Raw genomic sequence first — 20481 nt, forward strand, 5'->3', positions numbered from 1 at the left:
TTAGTGTATACGTTATTTCTTTTTACCTACTGCTGAAGACTATGAAAAGCTTATAGGTAAAGGCATCCACGTTAAGCCCAACTTCTTGATACACTACACCAGTGCACGGAACATGGTGAATGAGGGTTTATGTCAGCAGATAAATATGACGCGCTGTGGAATACAGTTGTTGAACGCATTAAAACATATGAAAATATTGATGCATCCCAGATAGATGCGTTCTTTTCTCGACTTGTTCCTCAGGCGTTCAGCGAGGGTTTTCTCATGCTGACATCTGATACTGAATTCATCAAAAAATGGATTGAGTCTCATTACACTGACGTTATTAAACAGGCGCTTGAAGAAATTTATCAAGTTCCTTTTACTATCGCGATCGAGGTTGATACACCCTCGTCTGCTGCGGAGGGCGTTCAGCAGGACCAACAAAACGATGTTACTCACACCACACCTCAACACACGTCACAACAGAGTGAACCGTCTGTAAAATCATTAAATGAAAGAGGTTCCCAATCACCCTTTTCACCGGTTAGTAATAACCACAGTGCTTCACCGTTTACACCCACTGCTGAAGAAACAATTTCTCACAACCAAGACTTTCTTAATTCGGTGATATCGGGTTATTCCTTTGAAAGCTTTGTTATTGGAACGTCAAATAAAATGGCTTATTCTATGGCTGTTGCAGTCGCAGAAACACCTGGTCAACCCCAGTTTAACCCTCTTTTTATTTATGGGAAAAGTGGGCTTGGGAAAACTCATCTACTGCGTTCTATTCAAAATTACGTTCACCATGCATACCCTACCGCTAAAACGGTCTACGTTGATACGATGGCATTAGTTAACGACTACACCGATGCTGCCATTAGTCGTAGCAATAAGTCATTTTCCCAATTCAAACAAAAATATGAGACAGCCGATGTACTCCTTATTGATGACGTCCAAGGTCTTCAAAATAAGAAAGAAACACTCAACATGGTGTTTCAAATTCTTAATAGCATGATCGACCGGGGAAAACAGGTTGTTTTTTCAGCTGATCGTGCACCAAAAAACATTGACATCGATGAACGCTACATGAGCCGTTTTAATATGGGTGGAACATGCGATATACAACCACCTGAACTTGAAACAAAACTCGGTATTATTAAAAACTATCTCGAAGAATGCCGACGAGGTGCAAACGACGATTTTTCTATTCCAGCTGACGTACAGGAATACATTGCGCAAAATTCCAGTTCAAATATCCGAGAATTAAAAAGCGCTGTTACTAAAGTAGTTTTTGAACTACGTAATAACGGAAAAAGCGAGATTACTATCGATGAAGCTGCTCGCCTGCTGACTGATCACTTTAGTGGGGGAGCGATGAAACGGCTTTCAATTAGTGATATACAAACAGCTGTTGAACAGTATTACAACGTCAGTCATACCGAACTGGTGGGGCGTAAACGATCGGCTAATATCACCTACGCCCGACAGATTGCAATATATCTCTGCCGTACGATGATTGATATTCCTTTTAATAGCATTGGGACTGAATTTAATCGTGACCATTCAACCATTATGTATTCATTCCGTTCCGTTGAAGAAAAGGTAAAAGAAAGCCGCCAGGTGAACGAAGAGCTGGAGATAATTAGGCAAATGATCATAGAACAATAGCGATGTTGAAAACGGTGTGTAAATGTATATGACATTCTGTGGGAAAGTAACTCTATTAAGGGAAAGATAATAAACCCCTTATTATTAGTGGAAAATGTAAGCGAGTTATCAACTGTTATTACAGCAAGTGAAACTGAACATGAACTGGCTGTTTAGAAGTTTTCCACCAATCCACACTCGTTATTACTATTATTATTTAACTATATATAAAAGGGGTACTCATGAAATTCAACATCAACAAGGAAGACTTCCAATCCACCTTAGAGATTGTTGCTAAAGGTGCAGCAGTTCGATCAACTCTTCCAATTCTTTCAGGTATTCACTGTATTACTGAAGGGGACATGCTAACCCTGGAAGCGACAAATCTTGATCTCTCTATTAAGCGTTCTATCCCTGCGTTTATTGAAGAAGAAGGAGAAGCGGTTATTCCTTCTAAATTACTTACCGACGTGGTAAAAAGTTTGCCAGAAGCAGCTGTTCATGTTGAAACAACGACCGAAACTGCTTCAATTATGTGCGAAAGCTCTTCCTTTTCACTCAAAACGTTCGACCCTCAAGATTTTCCTGGTTTCCCAGAAGTCGAGCAGACCCTCGCAATATCTTTTCCATTTTCAACGTTTTCCCATATGGTTAAGCGTGTTGCACGGGTGGTATCACGTGATGAATCGCGTGCTATCTTAACAGGGGTGCTGCTTGAAGTTCATGATGGTATGTTAAGAATGGTGGCAACCGATTCATACCGTCTTGCGGTTACTGATATCGATTTCACTACTCCCTCTGAAGATTTCACCGCTGTGATATCAGGCAGTTTTATGTCTGATCTTGCTGGCCTTTCAGATACAGGGGAGTCGCTTACCTTAGCATTGGCTGAAAACCAAATTGTTGTTACCTACGATGGGACGACGTTTATCAATCGGCGGATTGAAGGTAACTATCCGCGCTATAGCCAATTAATCCCTGAAACGTATGAAACCTGTGCCATTTTTAACACAAAAATGCTTATTGAAGCGGTAAAACGTACCTCGCTTTTAAGTAACAAGACCGCTCCCGTTCGGTTTGATGTGAATAAAGCTTCGCAGACGGTCCAAATTTCTACAGCCAGTCAGGATGTGGGCGAAGCGCATGAAACCCTGGGCGCAAAAATACAAGGGGAAGATGAAGAAATTGCCTTTAATTTTGGGTATGTTATCGATGGTCTTTCATCCATTGAAACTGAATCGGTTCAACTTGAATTACAAGGTTCGATGAAACCAGGGATTCTCCGCGCCACTGAACAAGAAAACTTCCTTTACCTTATTATGCCGGTTCGGTTGTCTTAAAGTACCAATGCCTTCTTTAGAAGAACCTGATAAAAATCTCCGTCTTACTAACCTTGTATTAAGAAATTTCCGCAACCACCAGGAATTTTCTCTTAAAGGGTTACAGGGAATAACTATTCTTGCGGGTCCTAATGCAACTGGGAAAACAAGTGTGGTGGAGGCAATTCAGCTTATTTCTGCCCTTAAATCATTTCGCGCTTCGCAGATTGGTCGGGCAATCCGGTGGGGGCAGACAGCTGCGAGCGTGATAGCAACAATAGAAAGTGATCATCGCCAATTAGATCTTCAACTTCGTATTGAAGAAGGAAAACGATCATATCGCTTAAATGGAAAAGCTCGTCGCGCGCGTGATCTACGTGGTTTATTTCCTGCTGTCACGTTTGTTCCTGACGATCTTGGATTAGCGAAAGGTCCTTCTTCTGCACGGCGTGGCGCTCTTGACGATCTTGGTGCTCAAATATCAAAAAACTTTGCAATGGTTCAAAGCGATTACACGAAATTAGTGCGCCAAAAAAATCAAGCCCTTCGAGATGAAGCATCTGATACCGTTATCGATAGTATTGATGAGGTTCTTACCTTAGTAGGGGTACAAATTCTTTCTCATAGGTCAGTGATGATTAAACGTCTGCTTCCTTACTTTCAGTTGTATTACGAACGTATTGCTCAAGCAAATGAAACGGCTGATATTCAATATATTCCCTGTTGGAATGAAGAAAATCAAACTCAGTGGACTTTTGAGCGTGAAGAGTGTCTTGCGATATTTACGTCAACTCTTCAGCAAGCACGATTACAAGAACGCCTCAGACGAAAATCAGTTGTTGGTCCTCATGCCGACAAGGTTGTATTTCTTATCAACGGGCATGATGCAGCTCATTTTGCCAGTCAGGGACAGCAGCGCTCATTAGTGCTGGCGTATAAGTTGGCGGAGGCAGCGGTTATCGAGGAAACATTAAATCAGCGACCTATCTTATTGCTTGATGATGTGATGAGTGAACTTGATCATCAGCGACGTGATCAATTTATGTCGATGATTGAAGAGGATATCCAGATATTTATTACGACAACAAATCTTGAATATTTTACTGATGAGATAAAGGAAAAAGCCCTTATTCAATATCTTGGAGGGGATAACAATGAAGCTTAATGGGCGGCAGGTTACCGCACAGCTTACTCATATTCCCGGTTTTGATGGCGATAAAATAAGACGTGCTCTCCGTATTCGCGAAGTTCGTGACATCTGGTCTCAACTGGTAGAACAACCAATTCTTAATCATACTAATGCGGTGTATATTTTTACGAACGACAACCGTCGTGAAATGCATGTGTATGTTGATGAAAGCATTTATGCTGCTGAACTTAATAATCGGCGAGAGCTTATTAAATTAGCGTGTCGAGAACAGTATGGTGAGGTACTCGACGATTTTCAGATACATATTTCTCGTGGTATGAGAAAGAAAGAATATCCCTATCAGGAACATCAGGAAAAAACGTCTACACACACACTTTCAAGTCAACAAGAGCAAGAGAATCCGTATCTTTCAGGGCAACAAAAAAGTTTTCACCTTTCAGATGAAGAAAAGAATCGTATAACTGATCAGGTTTCAGCTATCCCCGACGAGCGACTAAAGCGTCATTTTATACAAGCGATGATTCGCGATTTGGAATGTAAGAAGTCTCAATCGTGATAAAAAAGTCTAACTAAAGCTTTTAAACGCCTTAGAACCGCTCTCAATATCCTTATATGGTCTATTTTATTGAGGTTTCTAATTTATATTTTCCTATGATAGAATTAGACAGTTATTAGAAAAGTGCTTTGATATGAGGCTATTTGCAGAAGGAGTGCAACGTGGCTGATAACAAACCATCACATTACGACGGAAAAGATATCCAGGTTCTTGAGGGGCTTGAACCAGTCCGCAAGCGCCCGGGTATGTATATTGGATCCACCAGTGAGCGTGGTCTTCATCATCTCGTGTATGAGGTAGTTGACAATTCCGTCGACGAAGCGCTGGCAGGATATTGTACCGATATTCAAGTATGGATCTGCGACGATGGTAGTATCAAAGTACAAGACAATGGACGTGGTATCCCTGTTGATAAACATCCGAAAGAACATATTCCGACCGTAGAAGTTGTTTTAACTATTTTGCATGCTGGTGGAAAATTTGGTGGCGAGGGATACAAGGTATCCGGTGGTCTTCATGGTGTGGGTGTTTCCGTTGTTAATGCCCTTTCAACCCAAATGAAAGTACAAGTCTGCCGTGATGGAAAACGATATGAAATTACCTTTTCACGAGGGAAGACCGTTGAAAAGCTTCATGTTGTTGGTGATTCGAAACATACCGGTACAACGGTGCGCTTTTGGCCCGATCCAGAAATTTTTACGGAGACGACGGTATTTAATTACAACACACTTGCCGAACGCTTCCGTGAAATGGCCTTCCTTAACAAGGGTCTTAAAATCACGTTGTATGACGAGAGAGAACTTGATGGGGAAGGGGTTGCTAAACATGAAACCTTCCAATTCCAGGATGGTATCAAGGATTTCGTCAAATTTTTAACGACTGGTAAGGAAGTTCTCAACACCAAGCCGATTTATTTTGAAGCGGAAGGTCCTGCGGGCGAAGTTGAAGTGGCCATGCAGTGGACCAGTTCGTTCTCAACAAATTCAGTCTTTTCGTTTGCTAACAACATTAACACCATCGAAGGTGGTACTCACCTTGATGGGTTTAAACAAGCGGTTACGCGGACTATTAATGATTATGCGCGTGAAAAAGGAATTCTTAAAGAAAAGGATTCCAATTTGACGGGTGACGACTGTCGTGAGGGCCTTTCAGCAGTTATATCAGTTAAACTTCACGATCCGCAGTTTGAAGGGCAAACAAAAACCAAGCTTGGTAATAGCGAAATGCGCCAGTTAGTTTCATCTGCTGTTAATCAAGGTCTTGGTGAGTATCTTGAAGAAAATCCTACTCCCGCAAAACGTATTATTAACAAGGCATCACAGGCATTGAAGGCGCGCGAAGCAGCGCGTAAAGCCCGTGAGATGACAAGGCGTAAAAACGTTCTTGATTCATTTGCCCTTCCAGGAAAACTTGCTGATTGTAGTAGTAAAAATGCTGCGGACTGCGAAATGTTTATTGTGGAGGGCGATTCGGCTGGTGGATCTGCTAAGCAGGCCCGCGACCGTAAATATCAAGCGATCCTTCCGCTGCGCGGAAAAATTCTCAACGTTGAACGTGCTGGTTTACATCGTGCCCTTTCAAGTGACACGATTTCATCTCTTATTACGGCCGTTGGTACCAATATTGGTGACGATTTTGATGCTGAAAAGGCACGGTACCATCGCATCATTATCATGACTGATGCTGATGTTGACGGTGCTCATATTCAAATTTTGTTGTTGACCTTTTTCTATCGGTATATGCCAGAACTTATCAATCGTGGATATATCTACATTGCCATGCCGCCGCTCTATGGCATTAAAGAAGGTAAGAAAAAGATTCGGTATGTGTACAACGATAATGCTCTTGCCGAAGCAATGAAAGATTATCCCACAGACAAAAAGCCATCGGTGCAACGGTATAAGGGTCTAGGAGAAATGGATCCTGATCAGCTGTGGGAAACGACCATGGAACCTGAAACACGCATTCTTATGCAAGTTGGTATCGAGGATGCTGCGGCAGCTGAACGGGCGGTCAGTGAACTGATGGGTGATCAGGTTGAACCGCGTAAGGAATACATCCAAAAGCACGCAAAAGACGTGCGCTTCCTTGATATTTAAAAGCAAATTATTTCGGGTATAACCTCGATTAAGGAGATTATCGGTGGCAGATAAACCAAAAGATACTGACGATATGGTCGATAACAACTCTATTGATTCATCTGATCAGCTGGAAGATAAAGCGGACGAAGAGGAAACTACTGGAGAGAGCACGTATGAGAGTGCTTCTCAGGTACTTCCTGCTGATTTAGGACAACAAATGCGACAGTCATTCATTGAGTATTCGATGAGTGTTATTGTTGCGCGTGCTCTTCCTGATGTACGCGATGGTTTAAAGCCAGTTCATCGCCGTATTTTGTATGCGATGAATGAAAGCGGCATTTTACCAAATCGCCCTCATGCAAAGTCAGCACGTACTGTCGGTGATGTTATTGGTAAGTATCACCCTCATGGCGATACAGCGGTATACGACACGATGGTACGTATGGCGCAGCCATTTTCAATGAGTGTGCCACTGGTTGATGGGCATGGCAACTTTGGATCGATCGACGGCGATTCGGCAGCTGCTATGCGTTACACCGAAGCTCGTCTTGCGCGTCCAGCAATGGAATTGCTACGTGACCTCGATAAAGAAACGGTTGACTGGCAGCCAAACTATGACGAGAGCCTCAAAGAGCCAAATGTTCTTCCTGCTCGTTTTCCTAATTTGCTTGTTAACGGCAGCCAAGGTATTGCGGTTGGCATGGCCACTAACATTCCGCCGCATAATCTGGCGGAAGTTATCGATGCAACCTGTCTTGTTATTGATAACCCCGACGTATCACTTGATGAATTACTGAAGGTTATGCCGGGACCGGATTTCCCTACTGGCGCAACCATTATGGGTCGTGAAGGAATTCGGGAAGCCTATGAAACCGGCCGCGGGTCAATGACACTGCGTGCGAAGTGCGAAATATCTCAAACGAAGCGCGGACGTTCAATTATCACCGTAAAAGAAATCCCTTATATGGTGAACCGAACGAAACTGCTTGAAAAGATCGGCGAACTGATTCGCGATAAGAAGCTCCCTGAAATATCAAACGTACACGATGGTGCTGACCGCCATGGTATCGATATTATTATTGAGCTCAAGCAAAACGCCATTCCACAAGTGGTACTGAATAAGTTGTATAAGCATACGCAGATGCAGACCACGTTTGGCGCAAATATGCTGGCACTGGTGGATGATGTTCCCCATACCTTATCGCTCAAGCAAATTCTGAGCTATTACATCGCCCACCAGATTGATGTTATTACTCGTCGTACACGTTACGACCTGCAAAAAGCTGAAGAACGCGCTCATATTGTGCGCGGTTTGCTTATTGCGCTCGATAATATCGACGAGGTTATTCACATCATTCGATCCTCGAAGACTGATAAAGAAGCACGCGACCGTTTGATCGAGAATTTCAATCTTGATGAAATCCAGGCAAATGCCATTCTTGAAATGCGCTTGCGTCGTTTAACTGGTCTCGAATATGACAAGCTCGTTGAAGAGTTGAGAGATCTCGAAGAACGCATTGCATACTACAAGCGTGTGCTCGAAGACGAAAATCTCGTGAAGCAGATTATCAAAGAAGAAATGGGAGAGATTAAAAAGAAGTTCTCCTCCAAACGTCGCACGCAGATTCAACGTGCTTCGGCAAAAGATATTGATGTGGAAGATCTTATTGCCGATGAAGATATGGTAGTAACGGTTACCAAAACCGGCTATGTGAAGCGCCTGCCGCTGACTACCTATCGTCAGCAAAAGCGCGGTGGTAAGGGTATGCAGGGTGTCAACCTCAAAGAAGATGACTTTGTTGAGCATCTTTTTGTTGCTTCAACCCATGCATACATGCTGTTCTTTTCATCAAAGGGTAAGGTATATCGCCTGAAGGTGTATGAATTGCCTGAAGCAGGACGTCATGCACGCGGTACCGCAATCGTTAACTTACTTTCTCTTGAAAAAGGTGAATCGATTGCTGCTGTTATTGCGACTAAGGATTTCCCGAAAGAGGAATATCTCATGTTTGCAACCTCAGCCGGCATGGTCAAAAAGACCAGCATGAGCTTGTATGATCGCACGCGTCGCGATGGATTGATTGCTATTAATCTCAACGACGGCGACGAGCTTATTTCAGTGAAGCGTGTCAGCGATGGCGAAAAAGTCTTTATGGTTTCAAGCGCTGGTAAAGCCATTGTGTGGGATGAATCTGAAGCGCGCGCCATGGGTCGCGATACCAAAGGTGTCCGCGGTATGAAGGTTCCTGCTGATGAACACGTACTTGAGATGTCAATTGCCAAGCCGCAAGCCGACTTGTTCGTGATTACTGAAAAGGGTTACGGCAAGCGGACTTCGGTCTACGAATACCCGCTGCATCATCGTGGTGGACAGGGAGTCTACACGATTACCATGACGCGAAAGAAAGGTGAGCTCGCGGCAGCGAAGATTGTCACCGACGATGAAGAGCTCATTATTATTACGAATGAAGGCGTTGTGGTACGCACCCCAGTGAAGGGCGTTTCAAAGCTTGGGCGGTCAACACAGGGTGTTCGCATCATGAATGTTGTCGATAAAGACAAGGTGCGTGCTGTGGGCATTGCTGACGATGGGAAAGGGCGCAAGCATAAGCGAGTAGGCGGAAAAACCGACGATCTTGACATTGATGTTGATGGCGACGAGGGAGATCTGTAAGGTAAATAAACATCTGATGTTGACAGTGAGGACGAGTGAATTTTCTTCACACTAGAAAAAAATACTTGCTGAAAAAAAGATAGGCGGGTATTCTAGTCAAGCGTTTTCACGGGCCCGTAGCTCAGTTGGTTAGAGCGCACGCCTGATAAGCGTGAGGTCGCTGGTTCAAATCCATTCGGGCCCACCATATGTCGATAAACGCTCCACCGTGAGCCGAGTTAGCCGGTGGAGCGTTTATTCATATAAAACGTGAACGCCATACGGGGCATTAGCTCAGCTGGGAGAGCGCGGGCTTTGCAAGCCTGAGGTCAGGGGTTCGATCCCCCTATGCTCCACCACAAGGGTAACGAGCCGGTCCGGAAACGCACCGGCTCGTTTTCTTCAATCTTCACGTAACAAGGAGCAAGAATGGACAGACAAGAAGCGCTGCGCATTCTCGGCCTTGACAGAGATGCATCTTCCGAAGCAATAAAAATCGCCTATCGAGAAACGGCTCAGATCCTTCACCCCGATCGATTTGCGGGTAATAAAAAGCTTCAAGAACGAGCAACCGAACAGTTTAAGAATTTACAGGCAGCATACGACCTTCTTATCAGTGGTAAGGGCTGTGCCTCAGGTGTGTCGAGTTCATCAGGTAAAGCGGGCACATCTCGTTCATCTGGCATATCGCGGCAGGAAGAAGAATTACGTGCCCGCCTTGCGGGTATTGCTGCGGCTCGCGTTCAGCTTGTTGAACAGCGCGACAGTTTTTTTGATCGCCGACGTAATGCCGCAGCGATGATGGGCATTGGCGCGCTGGTGGCATTCTTTTTCAGGCGATTTGTCTGGTTGGCGGGTGTTGCAGGCGTTGCCGTTGTGTGGGGACTTATCGACGTAGTGTCAACAACGAGTAATATCAATAGTCTCACGGAAAGACTCAATGCATTAGCAAAAGAAAAGCAGCAGATCCTATCCGAATTGGAGGAAATAGGTTAATGAAGCAGGAGCATATTCGTAACGTCGCTATTATTGCCCATGTTGACCATGGCAAAACTACGCTGGTTGATCGACTGCTCTACGCAGGAAATGTATTTCGTGAAAACCAGCAGGTGGAAGAACGCGTGCTTGATAGTAACGATCAAGAGCGCGAGCGTGGCATTACGATTCTTTCGAAGAATATTTCCATCCACTACAAGGACACAAAGATCAATATTATTGACACTCCGGGTCACGCCGATTTCGGCGGTGAAGTTGAACGCGTTCTCAACATGGCTGACGGCGCACTGTTAATTGTTGATGCCTTTGAAGGTCCTATGCCACAAACGCGTTTTGTACTGCGACATGCTCTTGATTTGGGGCTGCGGATTCTTGTAGTCATTAATAAAATCGACCGTCCTGGCGCACGGCCCGATGAAGTACTTGATGAAGTATTTGATCTGATGGTTGAACTGGATGCGAACGACGAACAGCTCGATTTCCCGGTGATTTATGCAAGTGCTGTCAATGGGTATGCTCGCTTCGAGCCGAACGATGGCAACATGGATATGGTACCCTTGCTCGATACCATTCTGAAAGAAATCCCTGCACCGGATTGCGAACCCGCGGGTCCTGTCGCGCTGCAAATTTGTACGGTTGATCACTCAAGCTTTGTTGGCCGTATTGGGGTTGGTCGACTCTTCAGCGGAACTCTCCATAAGAACGACCAGGTCTTGGTTATCAAGCGTAGCGGTACGCGCTATAACACGGGCATTAAACAGGTGTTCACGTTTGATAATTTGGGAAAGAAAGAAGAAGACGAAGTCCATGCGGGTGACATCGTTGCAGTGGTTGGTGTAGAAGATGCTGATATTGGTGACATGGTTACCAGCATCGATCAACCGATCGAGCTTGACCCGATTAAGATTGACGAGCCGACCATGGCTGTTGTATTCCAGGCATCGGATAGCCCTCTTGTTGGCAGCGACGGCGACATTGTGGGTGCCCGTCAGCTGAACGAACGCCTAATGAAAGAAGCTGAAGGTAACGTAACCATGCGCATTACCGAGCTTGAAGATAAAACGGGCATTGAAGTGGCCGGCCGTGGCATCTTACAAATATCGGTTCTTATTGAAACGATGCGTCGTGAAGGGTTTGAACTGCAGGTTGGTCGCCCCCGCGTCATTATGAAAAAGGACGCCAACGGCAAGACACTTGAGCCTATTGAAGAAGCAACTGTTGAAGTGCCAAGCGAATATGCTGGCAAGTGCATTGAAGTGTTTGGTAATGCAGGCGGCGAAATGACCGACATGGCTTCGAAGGGCGATCAAACACATCTTGTGTTTAAGATTCCCAGCCGTGGGACAATGGGGTTGCGTACCAAATTGCTGAATGCTTCACGTGGCGAGGCAAATATGTTCCACCGCTTCAGTGAATATGGCCCGTATCGCGGTGAATATGCTGGTCGCAAGAATGGTTCGATGATCAGTATGACCACGGAAAAAAGTGTGGCATACGCGCTTGATACCCTGCAACAGCGGGGAACGCTGTTCATTGGGCCCGGTGAAGATTGCTACGAAGGTATGATCGTCGGGGAGTCTGCCAAAGAGGGCGATATGGTGGTGAATATCGCGAAGAGCAAGAACCTGGGCAACCAGCGTTCAAGCGGTGCCGATAAAGCCATTCAGCTGACCCCGCCAACCACCTTCACGTTGGAAGAAGCGCTTGAATACATTCAAGAGGATGAATTAGTTGAAGTAACTCCCAAGAACATCCGCCTGCGTAAACGTATTCTTGATACGGTTGCTCGCAAGAAAGCGAATAAGAATAGGTAGCAATTGCTTGTACGATATGCATTTGTAAGTAACCGTTTTGTTTAATCATTACGGGTCGTTTGACTACCTCTGTGTTTCTTTATATCGGAAGGGCACTGCATAGTAAGCCTGCTGATAAAGTGTGTATAAGGATTTAGAGATAGCTAACCCTATCCGCAGAATGCTCTTCTGCCAATAAGGAAGAGCATTCATGTTCGGGGAGGATTATTTGTACATCTATAAATGTATCAACGGCACCAATAAATTATTACGCTCGCAAACCTAAGAGAATTAAATATGAGTTTGGGTCAGAGGAGAGCAAATGGATACTGCTCGCTGAAAGCCTTTACTATATTTAGGTTGTTCAATCTGTGGAGGGTAAAATAATTCTTGCAGCAGCGTTGTTTCGGCAGTATCATATCTATTTGCCGTTTCAATCGGCACCCCACCTTTTTGGTGGTGGAGAACCTTGAAAACCGGATACTGTGATGAAGAGAAGAATTCAAGCTAGACGGACAACCCTGTCACGCAGGTATGGGCTTATCACTCATAGGAGAAATAAGCTTATAACTGTACGATAGATGAACACCAAGATCATCATGATCTTCAAACAGATGACGCTTGAGCATAAAAGTAAGCAATTGCTCGTATGCAAGCGTCTTTTTGAATGGAGAGTTTGATCCTGGCTCAGGATGAACGCTGGCGGCGCGCCTAACACATGCAAGTCGAACGATTAAACCGCCCTTGGGCGGATATACAGTGGCGAACGGGTGAGTAACGCGTGACCAACCTTCCCCCCGCATCGGGACAACCCGGGGAAACCCGGGCTAATACCGGATATGCCGGGTATGGCGCATGTCATACCCAGGAAAGCTTTTGCGGCGGGGGATGGGGTCGCGTCCCATCAGGTAGACGGCGGGGTAGTAGCCCACCGTGCCAACGACGGGTAGCCGGGTTGAGAGACCGACCGGCCACATTGGGACTGAGATACGGCCCAGACTCCTACGGGAGGCAGCAGTGGGGAATCTTGCGCAATGGGGGAAACCCTGACGCAGCGACGCCGCGTGCGGGATGGAGGCCTTCGGGCCGTGAACCGCTTTCAGCAGGGAAGACATTAAGGACGGTACCTGCAGAAGAAGCCCCGGCTAACTACGTGCCAGCAGCCGCGGTAATACGTAGGGGGCGAGCGTTATCCGGATTCATTGGGCGTAAAGCGCGCGCAGGCGGCGCACCAGGCGGGATCTCGAAACCGGGGGCTCAACCTCCGGGCGGATCCCGAACCGGTGTGCTCGAGTGCGGTAGAGGAAGTCGGAATTCCCGGTGTAGCGGTGAAATGCGCAGATATCGGGAAGAACACCGATGGCGAAGGCAGACTTCTGGGCCGACACTGACGCTCAGGCGCGAAAGCTGGGGGAGCGAACAGGATTAGATACCCTGGTAGTCCCAGCCGTAAACGATGGGCACTAGGTGTGGGGGGCATTTGCCTTCCGTGCCGCAGCTAACGCATTAAGTGCCCCGCCTGGGGAGTACGGCCGCAAGGCTAAAACTCAAAGGAATTGACGGGGGCCCGCACAAGCAGCGGAGCATGTGGCTTAATTCGAAGCAACGCGAAGAACCTTACCAGGGCTTGACATGTAGGTGAAGTGACAGAGATGTCGCAGCCGAAAGGAGCCTACACAGGTGGTGCATGGCTGTCGTCAGCTCGTGTCGTGAGATGTTGGGTTAAGTCCCGCAACGAGCGCAACCCCTGCCGCATGTTGCCAGCATTTAGTTGGGGACTCATGCGGGACCGCCGGCGGCAAGCCGGAGGAAGGCGGGGACGACGTCAAGTCATCATGCCCCTTATGCCCTGGGCTGCACACGTGCTACAATGGCCGGCACAACGGGATGCAAAGGCGCGAGCCCAAGCGGATCCCCCAAAGCCGGTCCCAGTTCGGATCGGAGGCTGCAACCCGCCTCCGTGAAGCCGGAGTTGCTAGTAATCGCGGATCAGCATGCCGCGGTGAATACGTTCCCGGGCCTTGTACACACCGCCCGTCACACCACCCGAGTCGTCTGCACCCGAAGTCGCCGGCCGAACCCTTTTGGGACGGAGGCGCCGAAGGCGCGGGGGATAAGGGGGGTGAAGTCGTAACAAGGTAGCCGTACCGGAAGGTGCGGCTGGATCACCTCCTTTCTAGGGAGTAAACCTAGAGGTGCCAAATGTGCACCACCCCTTTTGTCGAGGCATTTTGTCCTTCGAGCCCGACAAAAGGTGCCTTACATCAAGGCATGTCTTTCTACCAAGAGAAAGACACAACCTGCTTGATAGTCACTTCTCATACTCATTGCAGTATTCGGTTTCCGGGGTTCTCCCGGGGCAAGGATACAAAAATAGGTATCTATACCTTTTCGTATCTTGTGTCTGCACCTTGAAAGCCGCATAGCGTTCTCGAGAAGAATCATCAATCAAGTAATAGAGATTCCCTCGTCTTGCAAAACGCGAGAAGATATTAAGGGTCCCTCTGATACGCGATAGGTGGTTCGCATCTTGAAACGATCGCAATTACACAAGCGGAGGCAAAACACTATTCTTGTTGCCTCCGCACGATATGGATACCCGAATATCGAGGTAAACACAGTAGGTAATTAATACCTACTTTAGATGAAGATATTTAGGGGCACACGGTGGATGCCTTGGCATGGGAAGCCGACGAAGGACGTGGCAAGCTGCGAAAAGCTGCGGAGAGGCGCAAACAGCCTTTGACCCGCAGATGTCCGATACGGGGAAACCTGACCTGGGTTATGCCAGGTCGGCCCATCCTGAATCAAATAGGGATGGATGCAGGTAACCCGGGGAACTGAAACATCTCAGTACCCGGAGGAAGAGAAATCAACCGAGATTGCGCGAGTAGTGGCGAGCGAAAGCGCACAAAAGCCCAAACCGCATGTGAGCGTTATACCCTCGGGGGGATGCCACAGCGGGGTTGTTGGGCATATGAGTCTTAAAGCCCGAGTCTTTAAGCGGAGTATGTGTCATCGTTATAGCAAAACGGCATGGGAAGGCCGGCCAAAGAGGGTGAAAGCCCCGTATGCGAAATAGCGATGCACGCCGAGTCATATGACCCAGAGTATCGCCGGGCACGTGAAACCCGGCGAGAAGCAGGGGGGACCACCCTCCAAGGCTCAATACTCTCCCATGACCGATAGCGAATTAGTACCGTGAGGGAAAGGTGAAAAGCACCCCGAGAGGGGAGTGAAATAGTACCTGAAACCGTGTGCCCACAAGCAGTCGGAGCAGAGCATTTTGCTCTGTGACGGCGTGCCTTTTGTAGAATGAGCCAGCGAGTTGCCGTAATGCGGCGAGGTTAAGCTTTATAAGCGAGCCGCAGCGAAAGCGAGTCTTTAAACGGGCGCTTTTAGTCGTATATGGCAGACGCGAAGCCGGGTGAGCTATCCATGGGCAGGCTGAAGCGGGGGTAAGACCCCGTGGAGGGCCGAACCCACTTCGGTTGAAAACGGAGGGGATGACCTGTGGATAGGGGTGAAAGGCCAATCAAACCCGGAGATATCTCGTTCTCCCCGAAATAGCTTTAGGGCTAGCCTCGGGCATTTCCCCGGCGCAGGTAGAGCACCGGATCCCAAAGGGGGCTTCACCGCCTGCCGATGGGAGCCGAACTCCGAATGGTGTCGGGATAAAAAGCCCGGGAGTCAGAGCGTGTGGGCTAAGCCGCACGCTCAAAAGGGAAACAGCCCAGACCGCCCGCTAAGGCCCCCAAGTCCATGCTCAGTGGCAAAGGATGTGCGCCTGCCTAGACAACCAGGATGTTGGCTTAGAAGCAGCCATGCATTTAAAGAGTGCGTAACAGCTCACTGGTCAAGTGGACATGCGCCGACAATTCACGGGGCTCAAGCATGGCGCCGAAGCGGCGGGCTTAAAGAGGTTTTCTTTAAGCGGTAGGGGAGCGTTGCCAACAGCGATGAAGCGCAAGGGCGATCTTGCGTGGAGTGTTAGGCAAGTGAGAATGCTGGCATGAGTAGCGACAAGCGGCGTGAGAAACGCCGCCGCCGTAAGCCTAAGGTTTCCTGGGGAAGGCTAATCCCCCCAGGGTCAGTCGGGAGCTAAGGTGAGGCAGACATGCGCAACCGATGCACGACAGGTCGATATTCCTGTACCATCTCGTGTCGTTTTATCCAATGAGGCGACGGAGGAGGATAGGCGGGCGGGGTTCTGGACGTCCCCGTGAAAGCGTGTAGGGTGTTCTGGCAGGCAAATCCGCGAGAACATATGCCTGAGACGCGAGACGAAGCCATTTTGGCAAAGCCGCCAAGTCCATGCTCCCAAGAAAAACCCCTAGGGAGACACGAGGTGCCCGTACCAAAACCGACACAGGTAGGCGGGTAGAGCATACCGAGGCGATCGGGAGAACCATGGTTAAGGAACTCGGCATACTAGCCCCGTAACTTCGGGAGAAGGGGCGCCTTTCCTCGTGAAGCTTTTCACAAGCCAAAGCGAGGGGAGGCCGCAGTGAAGAGGCCCAAGCGACTGTTTACCAAAAACACAGGACTCTGCCAAGCCGCAAGGCGAAGTATAGGGTCTGACGCCTGCCCGGTGCCGGAAGGTCACGCGGATGCGTTAGGGTGTATACCCGAAGCGCTGAAGCTAAGCCCCGGTAAACGGCGGCCGTAACTATAACGGTCCTAAGGTAGCGAAATTCCTTGTCGGGTAAGTTCCGACCTGCACGAATGGCGTAACGACTTGGGCGCTGTCTCAACCATGGACCCGGTGAAATTGCATTATTCGTGAAGATGCGAATTACCCGCGGAAGGACGGAAAGACCCCGTGAACCTTTACTGCAGCTTGGCATTGGGCGCAGGCGCGGTGCGTAGAGGATAGGCAGGAGGCTATGAAACCTAGGCGCAAGCCTGGGTGGAGCCGACCTTGGAATACTGCCCTCATCGCGCCGGCGTCCTAACGCAGGCCCCTTTAACGGGTCGTGCGGACCGTGTCAGGTAGGCAGTTTGACTGGGGCGGTCACCTCCTAAAGAGTAACGGAGGTGCGCGTAAGGTCCGCTCAGGATGGTTGGCAATCATCCTTTTGAGTGCAAGAGCATAAGCGGGCTTGACTGCGAGGCCTACAAGCCGAGCAGGTGGGAAACCAGGTTCTAGTGATCCGGCGGCACAGCGTGGAATGGCCGTCGCTCAACGGATAAAAGGTACTCCGGGGATAACAGGCTGATCTTGCCCAAGAGTCCACATCGACGGCAAGGTTTGGCACCTCGATGTCGGCTCATCGCATCCTGGGGCTGGAGTCGGTCCCAAGGGTATGGCTGTTCGCCATTTAAAGCGGTACGCGAGCTGGGTTCAGAACGTCGTGAGACAGTTCGGTCCCTATCCTCCGCGGGCGCAAGAGGATTGAGGAGATCTGCCCCTAGTACGAGAGGACCGGGGTGGACGGACCTCCGGTGCAGCGGTTGTCGACCAACGGCACTGCCGCGTAGCCGCGTCCGGAACGGATAACCGCTGAAAGCATCTAAGCGGGAAGCCGTCTCCAAGATGAGTCCTCTTTTTGGTAAGGGCACTGGTAGACTACCAGTTTGATAGGCCGCAGCTGTACGCACAGCAATGTGTTTTTAGGCAAGCGGTACTAATAGCCCGAGCTCTTCATCATATTCCATATGACAATTGCGCTTGTATACATCAAGAATCGAGACGCTATGCGGCCCTCAGGGTGCATGACAAGTCCCATAGAAGAACACTCGGATTAAGGCGCCGGCGCGCCTTAAAGAGACCTTACTCTTGAGCGCCCGGCACGAGCGCGGCCATGGAGGCGGGGATCACCCGGTCCCATCCCGAACCCGGCAGTTAAGCCCGCCCTCGCCGAAAGTACTACGGAGGTAAGTCCGTGGGAGGATAGGGCGCCGCGCTCGTGTCGTGCACTGAAGAGGTGGGTGCTTATAGGATGTCTACGAGACTCGCTTAGCGGGTCTTTTGTGTTTAGAACGGCTGCGGCAGTTCTCTCCTGTAAACACTATCCGTGCCTCTCTAGCAGGAACAGGGTATATTGCTCTGCCTTTTGTGTTTTCAGTAGCTTTAGCTTTGCAAAAGGGCAAATGGTATTGTCTCTCCAATGCCCGAGGTGCCGATAACATCCCCATGGGTAGTTACAATAATTGCTTCTAAACCATCAATTGACTCGATACATTCAAGAGCTCGTTTAGCTCCCATAACAATAAGTGCTGTTGTATAGCCGTCGGCATCTATTGACTGTGGAGCTATGACAGTAGCACTTAAGACATCAGTTTCAGCGGGCATACCCGTTGTTGGGTCGAGGATATGATGGTAAAAGACCCCTTCAATTTCAGCAGCTCGCTCATAGATTCCGCTGGTGACCGCTGAGGCATCGGCAATCTCGACTACGCCGAAGCAGGTAAGCGTACTCATGCTGCTTGAAGGCAGCGGACTCCGCAGCCCAACGTGCCAAGGCTTCCCAGCCTGTTTTTCTCCGAGTACCGCTACGTTGCCTCCAAGATTTATGATCGCCCGCGCAACGTCCTGCTGTTTAAGCAGGCGTGTGATGCTATCGGTGATATACCCCTTCGCAATACCGCCAAGATCAAGGCATGCATCAGCATCAGAAATCGTTATCGTGCGCTGGCCTGCAGATCCGCTTAACGTAATAGCTTCCCAATCAACATGCGCTAATGCTGCAGCAAGATCTTCGCGGCAGGGAATAATGCGATCTTGAAGATTCCACAGGCGGGTGACTGTACCCATTGTGATGTCAAAGGCACCGTCTGTTGCCTGACAATAAAAAAGAGCGGCTTCGATAATCTCTGCAAGTTCATCGCTAATAGGGGTAGTTTTACCCGCTTGCTGATTAAGACGATAGAGTTCACTTTCCGGATTAAAACAGGACAGCATGCGTTCATAGTGCTGACAGAGTGCTTCTACCTGATCAAGAATGGTGTCGTCGTCTGTTTCTACTTCGATATGGTTTTCGGTGTTGAAAAGAAAAAAGTCCCGTGAAAGCATAAGAGATGCCGATCGTCGTTGGAAACTGAAAAGAGAGCGTATGCAGCATAGCACAGCGAATCGCTTGCCTGTATGATGGCAGCACGATGGCGCAACTGCGACAGTATGTGTTTTGCTGTGCAATCAGGAGGAACTGATGGAACCGCAATCAAAAGTTATTGTCTTTGGCATGGGTGGCACGATTGCGGGAACAGGGAGTGCTGGAAAGTCAATCAATTACCAGCCTGGTCAGCTGGACGTTGACGACCTGTTGCAGAACATTCCTCCTGATATGCGCTCGCACACAACTGTTGTGGGACAGCAAATCTGTAACGTCAATTCAGATGACGTTACTTCACAACAGTGGATCGATCTTGCGTGTCGTATCAATGCTCGTGCGAGCGACCCTGATGTGGACGGGTTTGTTGTCACGCATGGTACGGACACGCTTGAGGAAACGGCGTACTTCCTGAACTTGACAGTCAAAACGAAAAAGCCGGTAGTGATAACCGGTGCCATGCGTCCAGCAACAGCTCTATCAGCCGACGGCCCCTTGAATCTTATACAGGCCATACGTTTGGCAACAAATCGCCAGGCGTATGGTCTGGGAGTTCTTGTCTGTTTTGCGGGACGTGTGTTCGGCGCTCGCGATGTTGAAAAGGCGACCACGTTTGGCGTAGAGGGGTTTATCGGAAGGAATTCTGGTTGCTTAGGCTCTGTGATAGAGGACGATTTTCAGCTGTATCAACAGCCTGTTCGTGCGCATACCACCGACACAGAATTTGATGTAGGGGACAGCGCGAGCTTGCCGACAGTAGGTATTGCTTATTTCTCAAGCGAAAGCGATGCGGGCGTCCTTGACTACTTTACATCTTCAGGTGTGCGCGGTCTTGTTGTTGCTGGCGCTGGAGCCGGTTGCTATAGCCAGGAATGGAATAAACGGATTGAACAGATAAGCCAAAAGATCTGTGTTGTGCGGTGTTCGCGCGTTGGCAATGGTCCCGCTATCGCCGATGATTCCTATCGAGGCAATCTGGTGCTTGGTGGCGATCTTTCTCCACAGAAGGCAGTGGTGCTCCTTCGTCTTGCGCTGAGCGTAACCGACAAGCCTCACTTGATTCAAAAGATGTTTGAGCGGTACTAGGTTAAGACAGCGCGTACCCTTGCCGTACATATCACGAGTCGATTCAAGTGGCTAATCTCATGATTAAACGGGTCCGGTCGTACACTACTATCTGCCCAAATATTCCCAGTCTCATGGCTGCTAAAGCGATTCGAACACGCACTGCTAGTTGTCTTGAAGCAAACAG

At 48.5% G+C, this 20481-nt stretch carries 10 protein-coding genes, 2 tRNA genes and 3 rRNA genes; 14 read left to right on the forward strand and 1 reads right to left on the reverse strand.

All coding sequences use genetic code 11. The features are described from left to right. The first annotated feature begins 129 nt into the window (after positions 1–129). The 13 genes from dnaA to rrf all read left to right on the forward strand — a co-directional run bounded on the left by dnaA (position 130) and on the right by rrf (position 18087). Complete coding sequence (gene dnaA, locus CCUR_RS00005) at positions 130–1650, forward strand: chromosomal replication initiator protein DnaA (RefSeq protein WP_012802427.1); 1521 nt, start codon at positions 130–132, stop codon at positions 1648–1650. A gap of 221 nt (positions 1651–1871) precedes the next feature. Next, positions 1872–2969, forward strand: coding sequence for a DNA polymerase III subunit beta (gene dnaN / locus CCUR_RS00010; protein ID WP_012802428.1), 1098 nt, complete (start codon positions 1872–1874; stop codon positions 2967–2969). Positions 2970–2976: 7 nt separating this feature from the next. Then, the gene (recF, locus tag CCUR_RS00015) at positions 2977–4113 is read left to right on the forward strand and encodes a DNA replication/repair protein RecF (RefSeq protein WP_012802429.1); all 1137 of its coding nucleotides are present in this window, start codon (positions 2977–2979) and stop codon (positions 4111–4113) included. Further along, the gene (locus tag CCUR_RS00020) at positions 4103–4654 is read left to right on the forward strand and encodes a DciA family protein (protein WP_012802430.1); all 552 of its coding nucleotides are present in this window, start codon (positions 4103–4105) and stop codon (positions 4652–4654) included. The genes recF and CCUR_RS00020 overlap by 11 nt, the downstream gene beginning before the upstream one ends. Positions 4655–4815: 161 nt before the next feature. Beyond that, the gene (gene gyrB / locus CCUR_RS00025) at positions 4816–6753 is read left to right on the forward strand and encodes a DNA topoisomerase (ATP-hydrolyzing) subunit B (protein WP_012802431.1); all 1938 of its coding nucleotides are present in this window, start codon (positions 4816–4818) and stop codon (positions 6751–6753) included. Between the two features lie 43 nt (positions 6754–6796). Beyond that, complete coding sequence (gene gyrA / locus CCUR_RS00030; protein WP_012802432.1) at positions 6797–9409, forward strand: DNA gyrase subunit A; 2613 nt, start codon at positions 6797–6799, stop codon at positions 9407–9409. Between the two features lie 110 nt (positions 9410–9519). Then, positions 9520–9596, forward strand: a tRNA-Ile gene (locus CCUR_RS00035). Between the two features lie 75 nt (positions 9597–9671). Next, positions 9672–9747 (forward strand) — tRNA-Ala (locus CCUR_RS00040). Between the two features lie 70 nt (positions 9748–9817). Next, positions 9818–10384 (forward strand): J domain-containing protein, encoded by a 567-nt coding sequence (locus tag CCUR_RS00045; protein ID WP_012802433.1) that lies wholly within the window; start codon positions 9818–9820, stop codon positions 10382–10384. Then, complete coding sequence (typA, locus tag CCUR_RS00050; RefSeq protein WP_012802434.1) at positions 10384–12198, forward strand: translational GTPase TypA; 1815 nt, start codon at positions 10384–10386, stop codon at positions 12196–12198. Before CCUR_RS00045 ends, typA begins: the two co-directional genes overlap by 1 nt. Positions 12199–12841: 643 nt before the next feature. Further along, a 16S ribosomal RNA gene (locus CCUR_RS00055) occupies positions 12842–14353 on the forward strand. Positions 14354–14820: 467 nt separating this feature from the next. Then, positions 14821–17828, forward strand: a 23S ribosomal RNA gene (locus CCUR_RS00060). Between the two features lie 143 nt (positions 17829–17971). Beyond that, positions 17972–18087: ribosomal RNA gene (gene rrf, locus CCUR_RS00065) — 5S ribosomal RNA — on the forward strand. Together the 16S, 23S and 5S rRNA genes form the textbook arrangement of a ribosomal RNA operon. 163 nt (positions 18088–18250) lie before the next feature. Here rrf and CCUR_RS00070 read toward each other — a convergent pair. After that, on the reverse strand, positions 18251–19192 hold the full coding sequence (locus tag CCUR_RS00070) for an FAD:protein FMN transferase (RefSeq protein ID WP_012802436.1): 942 nt from the start codon (positions 19190–19192) through the stop codon (positions 18251–18253). 136 nt (positions 19193–19328) lie between these two features. On the opposite strand from CCUR_RS00070, the gene CCUR_RS00075 reads away from it, so the two are divergent. Further along, on the forward strand, positions 19329–20315 hold the full coding sequence (locus CCUR_RS00075) for an asparaginase (protein WP_012802437.1): 987 nt from the start codon (positions 19329–19331) through the stop codon (positions 20313–20315). The last annotated feature ends 166 nt before the right edge of the window (positions 20316–20481 follow it).

This window comes from Cryptobacterium curtum DSM 15641, from assembly GCF_000023845.1.
Taxonomy (GTDB): domain Bacteria; phylum Actinomycetota; class Coriobacteriia; order Coriobacteriales; family Eggerthellaceae; genus Cryptobacterium; species Cryptobacterium curtum.